Source organism: Streptococcus oralis (assembly GCF_023109315.1).
GTDB lineage: Bacteria > Bacillota > Bacilli > Lactobacillales > Streptococcaceae > Streptococcus > Streptococcus oralis_BS.
The window spans coordinates 72,885-89,400 of the sequence record NZ_JALDUF010000006.1; the positions used below are offsets into that span (position 1 = coordinate 72,885).

Annotated in this window: 13 protein-coding genes and 1 pseudogene; 10 read left to right on the plus strand and 4 right to left on the minus strand. The window is 43.0% G+C overall.

The features are described from left to right. Positions 1 to 31: 31 nt before the first annotated feature. Entirely contained in the window at positions 32 to 1,330 is a 1,299-nt protein-coding gene (gene purB / locus M1F74_RS08225) for an adenylosuccinate lyase (RefSeq protein ID WP_247946814.1), read from the plus strand. A 57-nt stretch (positions 1,331 to 1,387) separates the two neighbouring features. Here purB and strH read toward each other — a convergent pair whose 3' ends face one another. Both strH and M1F74_RS08235 read right to left on the minus strand, forming a co-directional pair. After that, entirely contained in the window at positions 1,388 to 5,419 is a 4,032-nt protein-coding gene (gene strH / locus M1F74_RS08230) for an LPXTG-anchored beta-N-acetylhexosaminidase StrH (protein ID WP_084852968.1), read from the minus strand. A 294-nt stretch (positions 5,420 to 5,713) separates the two neighbouring features. Then, complete coding sequence (locus M1F74_RS08235; protein WP_162281877.1) at positions 5,714 to 6,472, minus strand: GntR family transcriptional regulator; 759 nt, start codon at positions 6,470 to 6,472, stop codon at positions 5,714 to 5,716. 279 nt (positions 6,473 to 6,751) lie between these two features. On the opposite strand from M1F74_RS08235, the gene M1F74_RS08240 reads away from it, so the two are divergent. The 9 genes and pseudogenes from M1F74_RS08240 to M1F74_RS08280 all read left to right on the plus strand — a co-directional run bounded on the left by M1F74_RS08240 (position 6,752) and on the right by M1F74_RS08280 (position 16,055). Continuing rightward, positions 6,752 to 8,539: a glycoside hydrolase family 35 protein gene (locus tag M1F74_RS08240; RefSeq protein WP_084852969.1), complete on the plus strand. Its 1,788-nt coding sequence runs from the start codon at positions 6,752 to 6,754 to the stop codon at positions 8,537 to 8,539. Continuing rightward, complete coding sequence (locus tag M1F74_RS08245) at positions 8,536 to 9,012, plus strand: PTS sugar transporter subunit IIB (protein ID WP_000156967.1); 477 nt, start codon at positions 8,536 to 8,538, stop codon at positions 9,010 to 9,012. Before M1F74_RS08240 ends, M1F74_RS08245 begins: the two co-directional genes overlap by 4 nt. A 26-nt stretch (positions 9,013 to 9,038) precedes the next feature. Continuing rightward, complete coding sequence (locus tag M1F74_RS08250; RefSeq protein ID WP_000616992.1) at positions 9,039 to 9,944, plus strand: PTS mannose/fructose/sorbose/N-acetylgalactosamine transporter subunit IIC; 906 nt, start codon at positions 9,039 to 9,041, stop codon at positions 9,942 to 9,944. Then, a complete protein-coding gene (locus tag M1F74_RS08255) occupies positions 9,931 to 10,752 on the plus strand; it encodes a PTS system mannose/fructose/sorbose family transporter subunit IID (RefSeq protein WP_000185284.1) in 822 nt (273 codons plus the stop codon). Before M1F74_RS08250 ends, M1F74_RS08255 begins: the two co-directional genes overlap by 14 nt. 3 nt (positions 10,753 to 10,755) lie before the next feature. Continuing rightward, positions 10,756 to 11,160: a PTS sugar transporter subunit IIA gene (locus M1F74_RS08260; RefSeq protein ID WP_002875700.1), complete on the plus strand. Its 405-nt coding sequence runs from the start codon at positions 10,756 to 10,758 to the stop codon at positions 11,158 to 11,160. Between the two features lie 380 nt (positions 11,161 to 11,540). Further along, positions 11,541 to 12,707, plus strand: a complete 1,167-nt coding sequence (locus M1F74_RS08265) for an SIS domain-containing protein (protein WP_247946815.1) — start codon at positions 11,541 to 11,543, stop codon at positions 12,705 to 12,707. A gap of 10 nt (positions 12,708 to 12,717) precedes the next feature. Beyond that, positions 12,718 to 13,713 carry a tagatose-bisphosphate aldolase gene (gene lacD, locus M1F74_RS08270; RefSeq protein WP_247946816.1) on the plus strand — a complete coding sequence of 332 codons (996 nt, stop codon included), beginning with the start codon at positions 12,718 to 12,720 and terminating at the stop codon, positions 13,711 to 13,713. Positions 13,714 to 13,859: 146 nt separating this feature from the next. Next, positions 13,860 to 14,897, plus strand: a complete 1,038-nt coding sequence (locus M1F74_RS08275) for an aldose epimerase family protein (protein WP_247946817.1) — start codon at positions 13,860 to 13,862, stop codon at positions 14,895 to 14,897. 137 nt (positions 14,898 to 15,034) lie between these two features. Continuing rightward, positions 15,035 to 16,055, plus strand: a pseudogene (locus M1F74_RS08280) (IS30 family transposase). 60 nt (positions 16,056 to 16,115) lie between these two features. On the opposite strand, the gene M1F74_RS08285 reads toward M1F74_RS08280, so the two are convergent. Together M1F74_RS08285 and M1F74_RS08290 are read right to left on the minus strand one after the other, a co-directional pair. Continuing rightward, positions 16,116 to 16,304 (minus strand): hypothetical protein, encoded by a 189-nt coding sequence (locus M1F74_RS08285; RefSeq protein ID WP_012000320.1) that lies wholly within the window; start codon positions 16,302 to 16,304, stop codon positions 16,116 to 16,118. 2 nt (positions 16,305 to 16,306) lie between these two features. Then, complete coding sequence (locus M1F74_RS08290; protein ID WP_000516405.1) at positions 16,307 to 16,516, minus strand: helix-turn-helix transcriptional regulator; 210 nt, start codon at positions 16,514 to 16,516, stop codon at positions 16,307 to 16,309.

A 16,516-nucleotide genomic window follows, 5' to 3' on the forward strand; every position in this document is an offset into this window, starting at 1 on the left:
GTGAAGTAGAAAAAGAAAGGAAAAACAAACAATGATCAACCGTTACTCTCGCCCTGAGATGGCGAACATTTGGAGTGAAGAAAATAAATACCGTGCTTGGCTTGAGGTGGAAATCTTGGCTGACGAGGCATGGGCTGAGTTGGGGGAAATTCCTAAGGAAGATGTAGCTTTGATTCGCGAGAAAGCGGACTTTGACATCGACCGTATTTTAGAAATTGAGCAAGAGACTCGCCACGATGTGGTGGCTTTCACGCGTGCGGTTTCTGAGACTCTTGGTGAAGAGCGCAAGTGGGTTCACTATGGATTGACTTCTACTGACGTGGTGGATACGGCCTACGGTTACCTCTACAAGCAGGCCAACGACATTATCCGTCGTGACCTTGAAAACTTCACCAACATCATCGCTGACAAGGCCAAGGAGCACAAGTTCACCATCATGATGGGGCGTACCCACGGTGTGCATGCGGAACCGACGACTTTTGGTCTTAAATTGGCAACATGGTACAGCGAAATGAAGCGCAACATCGAGCGTTTCGAACATGCGGCTGCTGGTGTGGAAGCTGGTAAGATTTCTGGTGCGGTTGGTAACTTTGCCAACATCCCACCATTCGTTGAAAAATACGTCTGCGACAAGCTGGGTATCCGTGCTCAAGAAATCTCTACACAAGTCCTTCCTCGTGACCTTCACGCTGAGTACTTTGCAGTTCTTGCCAGCATCGCAACTTCCATCGAGCGTATGGCAACGGAGATTCGTGGTTTGCAAAAATCTGAACAACGTGAAGTGGAAGAGTTCTTTGCTAAAGGTCAAAAAGGTTCATCTGCTATGCCTCACAAACGCAACCCTATCGGTTCTGAAAACATGACAGGTCTGGCGCGTGTTATCCGTGGTCATATGGTGACAGCCTATGAGAACGTCGCTCTCTGGCACGAACGTGATATTTCTCACTCATCAGCTGAGCGTATCATCACACCAGACACGACCATTTTGATTGACTACATGCTCAACCGTTTTGGAAATATTGTCAAGAATTTGACAGTCTTCCCAGAAAACATGATTCGCAACATGAACTCTACGTTTGGTCTGATCTTTAGCCAACGTGCCATGTTGACCTTGATTGAAAAAGGTATGACCCGTGAGCAAGCCTATGACTTGGTGCAACCAAAAACAGCCTACTCTTGGGATAACCAAGTAGATTTCAAACCGCTTCTCGAAGCAGATCCAGAAGTATCATCACGCCTCACTCAAGATGAAATTGATGAAATCTTCAACCCTGCATACTACACCAAACGAGTGGATGATATCTTTGAACGTATCGGACTGGGTGATTAATCCTAACAATAAAAAGCGAGATTCAATCTCGCTTTTTTATATGCTTATCGAAGGGTGTTAATCTTCTTTTTTCTTAGTGAGTCCGTAAGCTGCTAGTGTGGCCATGAGTCCTGCTGCGACCAAGCCTACAGAGTCTTGACTTCCTGTTGCAGGGAGTTGTTTTTCATCTGCTTTGCTAGTAGTTGCTTCAGCTTGCTCAGCTTTCTCAACGGCAGTTCCGACTTCGACAACCTGAGCGACCGCTTCCTGCGATACCGCACTATTGACAAGAGTTCTTTCTTCCTTGCCGTCAGCAGTAGTGCTGACAGAGTAGAAAATCGTACGACGACCATTTACACCAGTAACGACGACTTGACTTTGTCCTTTTGGCAATTGCGGATTTTCACGTGTCACGGTAGTGAACGGAATCTCTTCTTCTTGGATGTCTAGTCTAGGTTTTGCTTCTGCGGCTGGGGCAAGACCGTGTTCATCCCCTACATGGGTAACAAGGGTTCCGACTTCAATGACTTGTGTCACTGCTTCTTGCGTTACAAGGCTATCGACAAGAGTCTTCACTTCTTTGCCATCAGCAGTAGTGCTTACAGAGTAGTAATGACTGCGACGACCGTTAACACCTTTGGTAAGGACTTGAGTCTTCCCTTTGAGCAAGAGTGGATTTTCACGTGTCACGGTAGTGAACGGAATCTCTTCCTCTTGGATGTCCAGTCTAGGTTTTGCTTCTGCGGCTGGAGCAAGACCGTGTTCATCTCCTTTGTGAGTAATAGGGGCACCGATTTCAACCACTTGTGTCACAGGTTCTTTGGTCACTTGGCTATCTAGAACCGTTTCTGTTTGTTTCCCATTTTCAGTAAGGACAGATATGTAATGAGTGCGTTCGCCCTCTACACCTGGTGTGATGATCTTTTCCTGATCGGCTGGGAGATTTGGATTTTCCTTCTTGATAACTTCAAATGGAATCTTTTCTGCTCTTGTGATGAGTTCCGGTTTGGTTTCAACATTGGCAGCTAGTTCGTTTTCATCGAGGCTTCCTGAGTGAGTTTCCGCTGGTTTGAGGCCTAGGCGGGCTGCTTTGAGCTTGGCTACGAGAGCGTCTAACTCAGCTTGCTTGCTGCGATTGAGGTTGTAGTTGAGAGCCTCTTTAGCTGCATTTAGGGCATCGAGACTTTCTTTGCTGTATCCTTCCAAGCTTGCAGGGATTTGAGCAAGCTCCTCACGGAGGGCATTGTAGTTAGCGCGGAAGTAGTCTTTGTTATTGTCTGCAAAGGCAGTCATGAGTTCAAAAATTTCTTCTTCCTTGTACTCAGCGCTTGGTCTATCTGCCCAGATGGCAAGCATGCTTCCAACTGTTGGAAGGTCTACCTCAGGATATTTGGTAGATGCAAGCTGGTTAAATGGTGTTTTTTTAGTGTTTTCAATTGCTTTTTTGAGGAAACCGCCACCATCTTCAGGTTTTTGCCCGAGAATGTAGTACCAGTCTCCGTTAGTATTAAGGAATTTATAGCCTTTGCTTGCAAGATACTGAGGAGATGCAAGGTTGTAGCCCCACCATCCTTTAGACCAGTAAGAGATGATGACATCCTTGTCAAACTCAACATCATCCTTGTCTTCATAGTAGAAACCATCGTTGAAGGCCATTGGTTGAAGGCCTCTTTCTTTGGCCATGGCAGCAAGGGTGTTAGAGTACTCAGCAAACTTGCCATAGAGTCCATACCATTTGAGGTAGTACCAGCCTTGGGCGTTGGTAGCATCATTGGCATATTCGTCTGTACCGTAGTTGAAAATCTTAGTCTTGCCTGCAAAGAAGTCCATGTACTTGCCAATGAGGGCTTTGACAAAGTTCATGGCCTCTTCGTTTTCGAGGTCCATAGTTGTTTTGGAGACCTTGTCAAAGTTGGCTTGAGGATTCTTGATTCCAAGTTTTTCCATAGCGACGAGCATGGCATCCATGTGACCTGGGCTGTTGATTGCTGGGACGAGTCCGAGGCCTTTTGATTTTGCGTACTCGATCAATTCAGTGATTTCAGCTTGACTAAGAGTGGTTCCGTTTGGATCATCGTAGTAAGCTTTTGTTCCTTCGATAATGGCCTTCTTGACATCGTCACTTGCATAAGTTTTGCCGTTAGCTGTGATGGTCATGTCATCAAGGAGGAAGCGAAGTCCGTCATTTCCAAGAAGGAGATGGACATCAGAGTAGCCGAGTTCGCTCGCCTTGTCTACGATGCGTTTGAGTTGGTCGAGCGTGAAATACTTACGTCCGGCATCGATGGAAATTACCTTGTTCTTGGCAAGTTTTTCAACTTCGCGTTTCGCGTCTTCTTCTTTTTGAGCTTCTGGTGTGAAGGTCAAATTGCTTACAGCTTCTTGGAGTTTTGCGATTGCTTGATCAATGGTGTCTTGTTGAGCACGGCTGAGGTTGCTATCGAGTGAGCGAATAGCTTTTTCAGCTTCTTTTACAGCTGCGACACTTTCTGCAGTATAGCGGTTAAGGTCTGTTGGTACTTCTTTCAGAGCTTGTTCAGCAGACTCATAGTCAGCTGCGAAGTATTCAGCATTGGCATTTGCGAAGCTGCGCATGAGTTTGAAGAGGCGTGATGGTGAATAGCGTGCAGATGGGGTATCCGCCCAAGCAGCTACCATACCACCGATGAATGGGATAGTAGCCCCATCAGATTTTGGTACAGAAGTGATTGGAGTGTTCTTGATACCATTGAGTCCTTGGTCGAGGTTGTACCAGCCTTGGCCATCGGCATTTCGTCCGAGAACGTAGTACCAAGCATCGTTGGTATTAAGGATTTGGTGGCCTTTTTCAACTAGAAATTTAGAAGAAGCGACGTCGTATCCGCCCCATCCACCAGTCCACATAGAAACGATGATGTCTTTGTCAAAAGTTCCAAAGCTAGTGTCGCTATTATAGTAGATACCATCGTTAAAGGCCATTGGTTTGAGACCGTGAGATTTGACGATGCGAGCAAGGTCATTGGCGTAGGCGATAAATTTCTCATATCCTCCTACAGGGTAGCCTTCATTTGGATAGTATTTATCAGCCTGGAGAACGCTCCATCCTTTGGCATCTGTAGCGTCGTTGGCATATTCGTCTAGCCCGATATTGAAAATATCAGTTTTTCCAGCGAAGTAAGCAGCATACTTGTCGATCAGGGCTTTGGTAAATGCAACAGCTTCTTTGTTATCAAGGTCAACGGTACGAGCAGATTCCTTACCAAAGTAGTTGAAGTTCGGCTTTTGGATGCCTAGTTCTTTCATGGCATGCAAAATCGCATCCATGTGACCAGGGCTGTTTACAGTTGGGATGAGACCAATGCCTTTGTTTTTAGCATAGTTGATCAAGTCCGTCATCTGACTTTCTGTCAAATGGTTGCCGTTTGGATCCTTGTAGTAGGCATCGGTTCCGTTTTCGAGTGCACGTTTGACATCGTCGCTTGCATAGGTTTTGCCATTGGCTTTGATCGTCATGTCGTCCAACATAAAACGCATGCCGTCATTTCCAACTAGTAGATGAAGATCAGTATAACCGTAGTGTTTGGCTTTGTCGATGATTTCTTTGAGTTGGTCTGGAGAGAAATACTTGCGTCCAGCGTCGATTGAGATCATTTTTCTTTTTGCCAGTTTTTCATTTACTTGAGATACACGTTCAGTGCTAGGAGTGGCCACTGCAGGTGTGACGGCTTCATTTTTCTTTTCTGAAGGAGTACTTTCGGCAGGAGTTTCAGTTGGGGCAGGACTCTCTTTCTCGGCAGTAGGAGTTGGAGTAGCATTTTCTGTCACAACTGGTGCGCTTGACTCTTCTGTTTTTGGAGCAACTGTTCGAGGAGCCTCCTTGTCTTCTTTGACCTCCTCTTTTACAGGCTTGTCAGCCTTTTCTTCCAGTTTTTCTGGAACCTTGGAGTCTACAGCTTCCTTGACTGCTTGAGGACTCTCCTGAATAGTTTGAACAGTTTCCTCAGCTGTTGGAGCTGGAGTAATCCCGTCGGCAGATACGACTTGTGCGCTAAAAGCAAATCCTATCAGTACAGAAGCTGCCCCAGCCGCGTATTTACGGATGGAGAAGCGCTGTTTCTTTTCTAGTTTCATGACAAAACCTCCTTGTTATTATTATGTATGATAGCGTTTACATAAAACCGATTTTATTTTATTATCTAAGGAGTAAAATGTCAAGTGGGTTTATATAAGAACTATAATAAATAGAGGAAATCATAAGATTTAGAAGAAAATTATTTCCAGAAATAAGAAAGAGAAAGCGAATATTTAACTTGTTTTTAGTAAAAACGCTACTAATTAAATAAGAGTCCTCCACAGCGTTTTCACAACCTCTTTCTCGTGCTATAATGAATATAGAAAAAGCCTGAGCTGGGCTCAAGCTTTCTCTTAATGACCTCGATTACATGAGAGGAATTTAATTTTGTAGTAGTCTGCTCGCTTATACGTTTCACTATAGGCAAGGACTTGGCCAGTAGCCTCAAGTTTAGTAGTCTTCGTTTGGAAGACAGTTGGAAATTGCGTATCGATTCCAAGTACAGAAGCAACATGCTCTGGTGTTGGAAATGCGATTTCATTGATTTCCTCAAAATGTTCATCGTTCATGTGAATGCGGTAATCCAATTTGAAGCGTTTATAGATAGAACTATAATAGTCAAGATTTGGATAGTTGGCATTGATGTATTGTTCAGGAATATAAGATGTGTGGTAGATGTAAGTTACGCCATTTGTTTGACGGGTACGTTCAATTTTGTAGTAGAACTGATCTCCACGTAATCCAAGCTTCTCTAGGTATTCAAGCTTGTTTCCGCGCTCGATAGAAAGGACAGTAACTTTATCATCTTTTGTTTCAAAGATTTCGACATCTGAAAATTCAACGAGTTTGTGCTTGCGGGCACGAGAAACAAAAGTCCCTTTCCCTTGTTGGCGGACAATATAGCCGTCTTTTGCAAGGTCATTCAAAGCACGCACAACAGTGATTGAACTAACATCATACATCGCGATCAATTCTGCTTCTGTATAAAATTTATCTCCACTTGCAAATTGACCAGAGATGATTTTGTTTTTTAATTCATCTTTAATATATTGGTATTTTGGAATAGCCATAATTTCACCTCGATTCTCTTTCTCCAATTTTGATTCTACCATAAATACAGACAAAATAGTAGTATTTAGGTAAAAAAAATTAAAATAATAGACTAAAAATGTTATGTTACATGTAAAAAATTCCATTTTATAACCTTGTGAATTATCATACATTAAAATATCGCTTTCATGCTATTTTTAGATAATTTTGGTAAATGGTAAGTAAAAAAATAGAAAAATTTTAAAGAATTTTCTAAAACCTATTGACAAATGCAAAAGATTTGATTATATTTAATATTATAATAAATGAAAGCGCAAACTTAATTCGTCAGAGGTGGTAACATGACAAGATTTAAAATTGAGGACGATTTCTATTTAGATGGGAAGCCGTTCAAGATTTTGTCTGGCGCCATTCATTATTTTAGGATTCCAGCAGAGGATTGGTATCATTCTCTCTATAACTTAAAGGCGCTTGGCTTTAATACGGTCGAGACCTATGTGGCTTGGAATTTACATGAACCCGTTGAAGGGGAATTTGATTTTGAAGGTGCCAGAAATTTGGAGAGGTTTCTTCAAATAGCACAAGATTTGGGTCTCTATGCCATTGTACGCCCGTCTCCATTTATCTGTGCGGAATGGGAATTTGGTGGCTTGCCGGCTTGGCTCTTGACAAAGGACATGCGAATCCGCTCGTCCGACCCGGCCTACATCGAGGCGGTTGCTCGCTATTATGACCAATTATTGCCAAGGCTTGTGCCTCGTTTGTTGGATAATGGCGGGAATATTCTCATGATGCAAGTCGAAAATGAATATGGCTCCTATGGAGAAGATAAGTCTTATCTACGAGCAATTCGAAAATTGATGGAAGAACGAGGGATTGATTGCCCACTCTTTACTTCAGATGGTCCATGGAGGGCTACTCTGAAAGCCGGAACCTTGATCGAAGATGACCTCTTTGTGACAGGAAACTTCGGTTCTAAAGCTCCGTACAACTTTTCACAAATGCAAGAATTCTTTGATGAGCATGGCAAGAAATGGCCTCTCATGTGTATGGAATTCTGGGATGGTTGGTTTAATCGTTGGAAAGAACCCATCATCACACGGGATCCTAAAGAATTGGCAGAAGCTGTTCGAGAGGTATTGGAACAAGGCTCTATCAACCTTTACATGTTCCATGGTGGTACAAACTTTGGTTTCATGAATGGTTGCTCGGCTCGAGGAACTCTGGATTTGCCACAAGTCACATCTTATGACTATGATGCCCTTCTCGATGAAGAAGGAAATCCAACTGCTAAATACTTAGCAGTCAAGAAGATGATGGCAACACACTTCCCAGAGTATTCACAGTTGGAACCACTCTATAAGGAAAGCATGGAGATAGGGGCCGTTCCATTGACCGAAAAAGTTTCCCTGTTTGAAACCCTGGATAGTCTCTCTAGTCCAACTGAAAGCCTCTATCCAAAAGCGATGGAAGAACTTGGTCAAAGTTATGGCTACCTTCTCTACCACACTGAGGCAAGTTGGGATGCAGAAGAGGAACGTCTCCGTATCATCGATGGACGTGACCGAGCTCAACTCTTTGTAGATGGTCAATGGATTGCTACTCAATACCAGACAGAGATTGGTGAAGACATCTACTGTCAGGGCAACCGAGAAGGCTGTTCAGAGATTGATATCCTGATCGAAAATATGGGGCGTGTTAACTATGGACACAAGTTCTTAGCAGATACGCAACATAAAGGAATTCGTACAGGTGTCTGCAAGGATCTACATTTCTTACTGAATTGGAAACAATATCCACTGCCACTGGATAATCCTGAGAAAATTGATTTTTCAAAAGGATGGACAGAAGGACAACCAGCCTTTTACGCTTTCGACTTTACGGTCGAAGAGCCAAAAGATACCTACTTAGACTTGTCTGAGTTTGGTAAGGGAGTTGCCTTTGTCAATGGGCGTCACCTAGGGCGTTTCTGGAACGTCGGCCCGACCCTCTCACTTTATATCCCTCATAGCTATCTTAAGGAAGGTGCTAACCGCATTATCATCTTTGAAACTGAGGGAGAATATAAAGAAGAGATTCATTTAACTCGTAAACCTACACTAAAACACATAAAGGGGGAAAACTTATGACAATTGTAGGATGCCGTATCGATGGACGTTTGATCCACGGTCAAGTAGCCAATCTTTGGGCTGGAAAACTAAATGTTTCACGCATTATGGTTGTAGACGACGAAGTTGTTAACAACGATATTGAAAAGAGTGGTTTGAAACTTGCGACACCACCAGGTGTGAAACTCAGTATCTTGCCAGTTGAGAAAGCAGCAGCAAATATCCTTGCTGGTAAATACGATAGCCAACGTCTCTTTATCGTTGCACGTAAACCAGACCGTTTCCTTGGTTTGGTTGAAGCAGGTGTTCCGCTTGAAACACTCAACGTCGGCAATATGTCTCAAACACCAGAAACTCGCTCTATCACACGTTCTATCAACGTGGTAGACAAGGATGTGGAAGATTTCCACAAACTAGCAGAAAAAGGTGTGAAACTCACTGCTCAAATGGTTCCAAATGATCCAATTTCAGACTTTTTGAGCTTGTTAAAATAGGAAAAAATTTTTAGGAGGTCATTGTTATGATACAATGGTGGCAAATTTTACTTCTCACTTTGTACTCAGCTTATCAAATCTGTGATGAGTTGACAATCGTTTCATCTGCAGGTTCTCCTGTATTCGCTGGTTTTATTACTGGTTTGATCATGGGAGATGTGACAACTGGTTTGTTTATCGGTGGTAGCTTGCAGTTGTTCGTTCTCGGGGTTGGTACCTTCGGTGGTGCTTCTCGTATCGACGCAACTTCTGGTGCGGTTCTTGCAACAGCATTCTCTATCTCTCAAGGTATTGATACAGATCTTGCAATCACAACAATCGCTGTACCAGTAGCAGCACTTTTGACATACTTCGACGTTCTTGGACGTATGACAACTACTTTCTTTGCACACCGTATTGATGCTGCGATCGAACGCTTTGACTACAAAGGTATCGAACGCAACTACCTACTTGGTGCAGTGCCTTGGGCTCTTTCTCGTGCCCTTCCAGTATTCTTCGCTCTTGCTTTTGGTGGTGCTTTTGTACAATCAGTAGTAGACCTTGTTAAAGAATATCAATGGATTGCAGATGGTTTGACACTTGCAGGACGTATGCTTCCAGGTCTTGGATTTGCAATCTTGCTTCGTTACCTTCCAGTTAAACGTAACCTTCACTACCTTGCAATGGGATTTGGTTTGACAGCTATGTTGACTGTTCTTTACTCATATGTAACAGGTCTTGGTGGAGCTGTTGCGGGTATCCTTGGTACTCTTCCTGCTGATGTTGCTGAAAAGATTGGCTTTGCTAACAACTTCAAAGGTTTGTCTATGATCGGTGTTTCTATCGTAGGTATCTTCCTTGCAGTTGTTCACTTTAAGAACAGCCAAAAAGTAGCTGTAGCAGCACCTTCTACACCATCAGAAAGTGGGGAAATCGAAGATGACGAATTCTAATTACAAACTTACAAAAGAAGATTTTAATCAAATCAACAAACGTAGCTTGTTTACTTTCCAATTAGGTTGGAACTACGAACGTATGCAAGCTTCTGGTTACCTTTACATGATCTTGCCTCAATTGCGTAAAATGTATGGGGATGGAACTCCTGAATTGAAAGAAATGATGAAAGTTCATACTCAATTCTTCAATACTTCACCATTCTTCCACACAATTATCGCTGGTTTTGACCTTGCCATGGAAGAAAAAGATGGTGTAGGTTCAAAAGATGCCGTTAACGGTATCAAGACAGGTTTGATGGGACCATTCGCTCCTCTTGGAGACACAATCTTTGGTTCACTTGTACCTGCCATCATGGGATCTATCGCAGCAACTATGGCTATCGCCGGCCAACCATGGGGTATCTTCCTTTGGATCGCAGTTGCAGTTGCTTATGACATCTTCCGTTGGAAACAATTGGAATTTGCCTACAAGGAAGGGGTTAACCTTATCAACAACATGCAAAGTACCTTGACAGCTTTGATTGACGCTGCATCTGTACTTGGTGTCTTCATGATGGGTGCTCTTGTAGCAACAATGATCAACTTTGACATTTCTTACAAATTGCCAATCGGTGAAAAGATGATTGACTTCCAAGACATCTTGAACTCAATCTTCCCACGCTTGCTTCCAGCAATCTTTACTGCCTTTATCTTCTGGTTGCTTGGTAAGAAAGGTATGAACTCTACTAAAGCGATCGGTATCATTATCGTTCTTGCAGTAGGTCTTTCATTCATCGGTAAATTCTTGCTTGGAATGGGCGCATAATTTATGGTGAAATCGTTAATTTTGGTGAGTCATGGTCGTTTCTGTGAAGAACTGAAAGGTAGCACGGAAATGATCATGGGTCCACAAGACAACATTCATGCAGTGGCTCTTCTTCCAGAAGATGGCCCAGAAGAATTTACTGCAAAATTTGAAGCTGCTATCGAAGGATTGGATGATTTCCTAGTCTTTGCGGACCTTCTCGGTGGTACACCATGTAACGTGGTAAGCCGTTTGATCATGGAAGGTCGCGACATTGAACTCTACGCAGGGATGAATCTTCCGATGGTGATTGAATTTATCAATGCCAGCCTTACAGGTGCAGATGCGGACTACAAGAGCCGTGCTGCAGAAAGCATCGTAAAAGTCAATGACCTGTTAGCGGGCTTCGATGATGACGAAGATGAATAATACTCTTCGAAAATCAAATTCAAACCGCGTCAGCGTCGCCTTGCCGTATATATGTTACTGACTTCGTCAATCTTATCCGGCAACCTCAAAGCAGTGCTTTGAGCAACCTGCGGCTAGCTTCCTAGTTTGCTCTTTGATTTTCATTGAGTATACGATGTGACAACGTGAAAATCACAGGGAAAATAGGCGATTGGAGGATGGAGCGATGCTCCGACGATAATCGGTCTTTTTCCCCAAGATTTTAGTTGGAACTCAATTCAATACGATGTGACAACGGCTAAATCGTTAGAACAGCTTGTATAGAATATACATGGGAATGGGAGTCAATCCATTCCCATATTTTCAATAGGAATGAAACAACAATAGATTAGAGGAACTCTATGCTAAATTACACAAAAGAAGAATTACTTGAACTGGGTGCAGAAGTCACGACTCGTGAGATCTACCAACAGCCTGATGTATGGAAAGAGGCTTTTGAAACCTATCAAGCGAAACGGGAAGAAATTGCAGCCTTTCTGAAAGGAATTGCTGATAAACATGACTATATCAAGGTTATCTTGACGGGTGCTGGTACTTCTGCTTATGTGGGAGATACCTTGGTGCCATACTTTAAGGAAGTCTATGACGAACGCAAATGGAATTTCAATGCCATTGCGACAACAGATATCGTAGCCAATCCAGAAACTTATCTGAAAAAAGATGTGGCGACTGTCCTTGTATCCTTTGCTCGTAGTGGGAATTCGCCTGAAAGTGTGGCGACGGTTGATTTGGCTAAAGCCTTAGTGGACGACCTTTACCAAGTGACCATTACTTGTGCAGCAGATGGTAAATTGGCTCTTCAAGCTCATGGCGATGAGCGCAATCTTTTGCTCTTGCAACCAGCTGCTTCCAATGACGCTGGATTTGCCATGACTTCTAGTTTTACGTCCATGATGCTAACAGCTCTCTTGGTTTTTGATCCTACAGAATTTGCTGTGAAAGCTGAACGTTTTGAAGTTGTGACTAGCCTTGCTCGTAAGATTCTAGACAATGCAGCAGATGTCAAAGAGCTTGTAGATCTCGACTTTAATCGTGTCATCTACCTAGGTGCTGGTCCTTTCTTTGGACTTGCTCATGAAGCTCAGCTCAAGATTTTGGAATTGACTGCTGGTCAAGTGGCGACCATGTATGAAAGCCCAGTTGGCTTCCGTCACGGTCCAAAATCATTGATTAACGAAGACACCGTTGTTTTGATCTTTGGCACAACGACAGACTACACTCGCAAGTATGACTTGGACTTGGTTCGTGAAGTGGCTGGTGACCAGATTGCTCGTCGTGTTGTGCTCTTAAGTGATCAAGCCTTTGGTCTTGAAAATGTCAAAGAAGTAGCCCTTGGTTGTGGCGGTGTCTTGAACGATATTTACCGTGTCTTCCCTTACATCGTTTATGCCCAACTCTTTGCCCTTTTGACTTCGCTTAAAGTGGAAAACAAACCAGATACACCGTCTCCTACAGGCACCGTAAACCGTGTGGTACAAGGTGTGATCATTCATGACTATCAAAAATAAGGAAGTATCTATGAGTAAATTACAATTAAGTTCCAATAAAGTAGCCCGCTTGCAAAAACTTTCAGATGAAAATGGCATTATCTCAGCTCTTGCCTTTGACCAACGTGGTGCTTTGAAACGCCTCATGGCTCAATACCAAACAGAAGAGCCAACAGTTGCTCAAATGGAAGAACTCAAAGTCTTGGTAGCAGATGAATTGACAAAATATGCATCCTCTATGCTTCTCGACCCTGAGTATGGACTTCCAGCTACAAAAGCGCTTGATGCCAATGCTGGTCTTCTCCTTGCTTATGAGAAAACAGGTTATGACACAACTAGCACTAAACGCTTGCCTGACTGCTTGGATGTTTGGTCTGCAAAACGCATCAAAGAACAAGGTGCGGATGCAGTCAAATTCTTGCTTTACTACGATGTAGACAGCTCTGACGAACTCAATCAACAAAAACAAGCCTACATCGAACGCATCGGTTCTGAGTGTGTGGCGGAAGACATTCCATTCTTCCTTGAAATCCTCGCTTACGATGAAAAAATCGCTGACGCAGGTTCTGCAGAATACGCCAAAGTAAAACCACACAAGGTTATCGGTGCTATGAAGGTCTTCTCAGACCCACGCTTCAACATCGATGTCTTGAAAGTGGAAGTTCCAGTCAACGTCAAATATGTTGAAGGCTTTGGCGATGGTGAAATCGTGCATACACGCGAAGAAGCGGCAGCCTTCTTCAAAGCGCAAGACGAAGCGACTAACCTTCCTTACATCTACTTGAGTGCGGGAGTTTCAGCCAAACTCTTCCAAGAAACCCTTGTCTTTGCCCACGAATCAGGTGCAAACTTCAATGGCGTTCTTTGCGGCCGTGCAACTTGGGCTGGATCAGTTGAAGCCTACATCAAAGACGGTGAGGCAGCAGCTCGTGAATGGCTTCGCACAACAGGTTTTGAGAACATTGACGAACTCAACAAGGTTCTTCAAACAACAGCGACTTCATGGACTGAACGTGTAGAAGCATAAAACAAGTATAGAAGAATCCCCTTTTGTTAAGAAGCTGCTTAAGGTTTTCTGACAAAGGATTCTGAAAATAGAAACTACAACCATAGATGGTGAATACACTCTCTATGGTTTGTTTACTTAAGAGAAATAGATCAAAGGAGAGAAGAATGAGAGCATACACAGAGCGTGTATTTGGAAATCATGAGGGCAAGGATGTTTTGGCCTATCGCTTTGAGACTGATGGTGGTTACCAGCTTGAAGTTATGACTTATGGTGCTACCATTTTGCGCTATGTCACACCTGACAAGGCTGGGAATTTTGCCAATGTGATCTTGGGTTTTGATGATTTTGCTAGCTATGTAGGCAATAGTCCCAAGCATGGAGCAAGTGTAGGTCCTGTAGCGGGCCGTATTGCAGGTGCAACATTTGAGCTCAATGGTCAGACCTATGACCTTGAAGTCAACAACGCTAGCAACTGTAACCACAGTGGTTCAACAGGTTGGGATTCGAGCTTGTTTGAATTGGTTGAGGTGAGCGACCATGGCTTGACTCTCTACACAGAGCGTACAGACGGGACAGGAGGATTTCCTGGTAATCTTAAGATTTGGATTAGCTATCACTTGGAAGAAACTGGTGCCTACGAAGTCAGCTATAAGGTGACGACTGATCAGGACACGCTTGTCAATCCAACTAATCATAGCTATTTCAACTTATCTGGTGATTTCACGCAGACAGTTGACCGCCATGTCTTTCAGCTAAATACGGAGGGCATTTACCCAATCGCTCCAGACGGTGTTCCAGCTAAGACTCCAGATGCTGATCGTGATGTAGTGAAACACATCTACAATGGTGCTTTGCTCAAGGATATCTTTGCAGAGGACGATGAGCAAATCCAGCTGGTATCTGGTTTGGATCACCCATTTGCCCTTCCTGCAGGTCATGACAATGCTGGTTTCCTTTATGATCAAAACTCAGGTCGTTTCCTGCTTTTCAAGACAGAGGCCCCTTGCCTTGTGGTCTACACAGCAAACTTTGTGGATGAGAGTGTGCTCATAGCTGGTCAGCCAATGGTACAGCACAATGGGATTGCCCTTGAAGCGCAGGCTTTACCAGATGCTATTCATAGCGACCTCAAAGACCAAGTCATTCTCAAAGCAGGGGAAACCTTCACCAGCAAAACTCGTTACGAGCTTGTTGTTAAATAAAAAGAGAGTCTGGGAAAAAAGATTTTAATTTTAGGAATTCTTTATTATGAAGCCCTGTTGTAAAATGAAGTGCAACAAAAAAGACATGTTCATCTGATATACTAGAGTTGCGAAAAACAGTATAAAGGAAGATGAACATGTCCACTAATTATTCTACCACAAATCAATCATACAAGCACTTATCTGAAGCTGAGCGAGGGGAAATTGAAGCTTATTTAAGCGTAGGACTCAAACCTGCTGAGATTGCTCGTAGACTAGGGAGAAATCGCTCTACTATTACTCGTGAAATTAATCGTGGTTCCATAACACAAGTGAAAAAAGTAAATGGGCAGAAGGTCTATTACCAACACTATTATGCAGATGCTGCTCATAACCGTTATCGTCATGCTAGAGAAGCCAGCTATTATCTAAAACTGGATTGTGTATCGGATGACTTTCTGAGAGAATTTACAGAAGCAATGAGAGAGAAACCAAGGGGTGCATAGCGTGGATACCTTTGTTCATACCTATAGACTCCAACATGTAGATGCAGTTGTTCCTTCAACCAAGACGCTCTATAACTATATCCATCAAGGATTGTTAGAGATTAAGGTCATTGATTTGCCAAGAGCAGTGCGGATCCGTAAGAAATTTACCAAGCGCCCCTCTACCAAGAAACATCTAGGAAAGTCAATTGAAGAAAGACCAGAAGAAATCAATAATCGTTCCCGTTTTGGAGATTGGGAAATCGATTCTGTTCTGGGTGAAAAGACAATAGGAGAACCTTCTATTCTGACCTTGGTAGAACGACAAACACGCTATGCCGTCACCAAGAAACTTGTGGAAAAGAAAGCAGAGTATGTCAATCAAGCAGTCTTAGAGTGTATGAAATTTTATCCCATTAAGTCCATAACTGCAGATAATGGAAACGAATTTTCATCATTGAGTAAGACAGAGGGATTAGATGTTTATTTTGCACATGCCTATTCATCTTATGAACGAGGTACAAATGAGAATTTCAATGGATTATTAAGAGAGTTCATTCCAAAGGGATCCTCACTAAAAGAACTAAAGCCGACACTTTTAGAGGACTATACAAAGGCTATCAATGAAAGACCTAGACGAATCCATGGCTATCAGTCCGCAAAAAAGCTGTTTGAGTTAGCTCAAACAGCTTGAAAGATCCTCATTTAATCAGAGGAACAACTTTGTTGCACTTGACTTGACAATTAGGGTCGCTTATAATTTCTCAACATCCTTCACAAAACTTCTATGAACAGTACCACAATTTTGACAAATTTCATGATAGAGGGCAATACCTCCTGAAACGAATTTAGCCTCTTCACTGACTAATCCTGCATAACCTTTCAGTTGTTTTTTTACGACAAATTGGTCAGCACCGCAGTGGGTACAAATTTGATTTTTCATGACTAGACCTCTTCATTTAAGCGGAAAATATCTTCAACGGACATGCCAAAGACACGTGCGATTTTAAGCGCCATTTCAAGTGAAGGGTTATATCGATTATTCTCCAAGTGGAGAATAGTTTCCCGTCGTACACCAATCTTATCCGCCAATTCTTGCTGGGTCATGCGGGCGTCTTCTCGGATGGCTTTTAAGTTTGTTAGAATTTTTCCCAT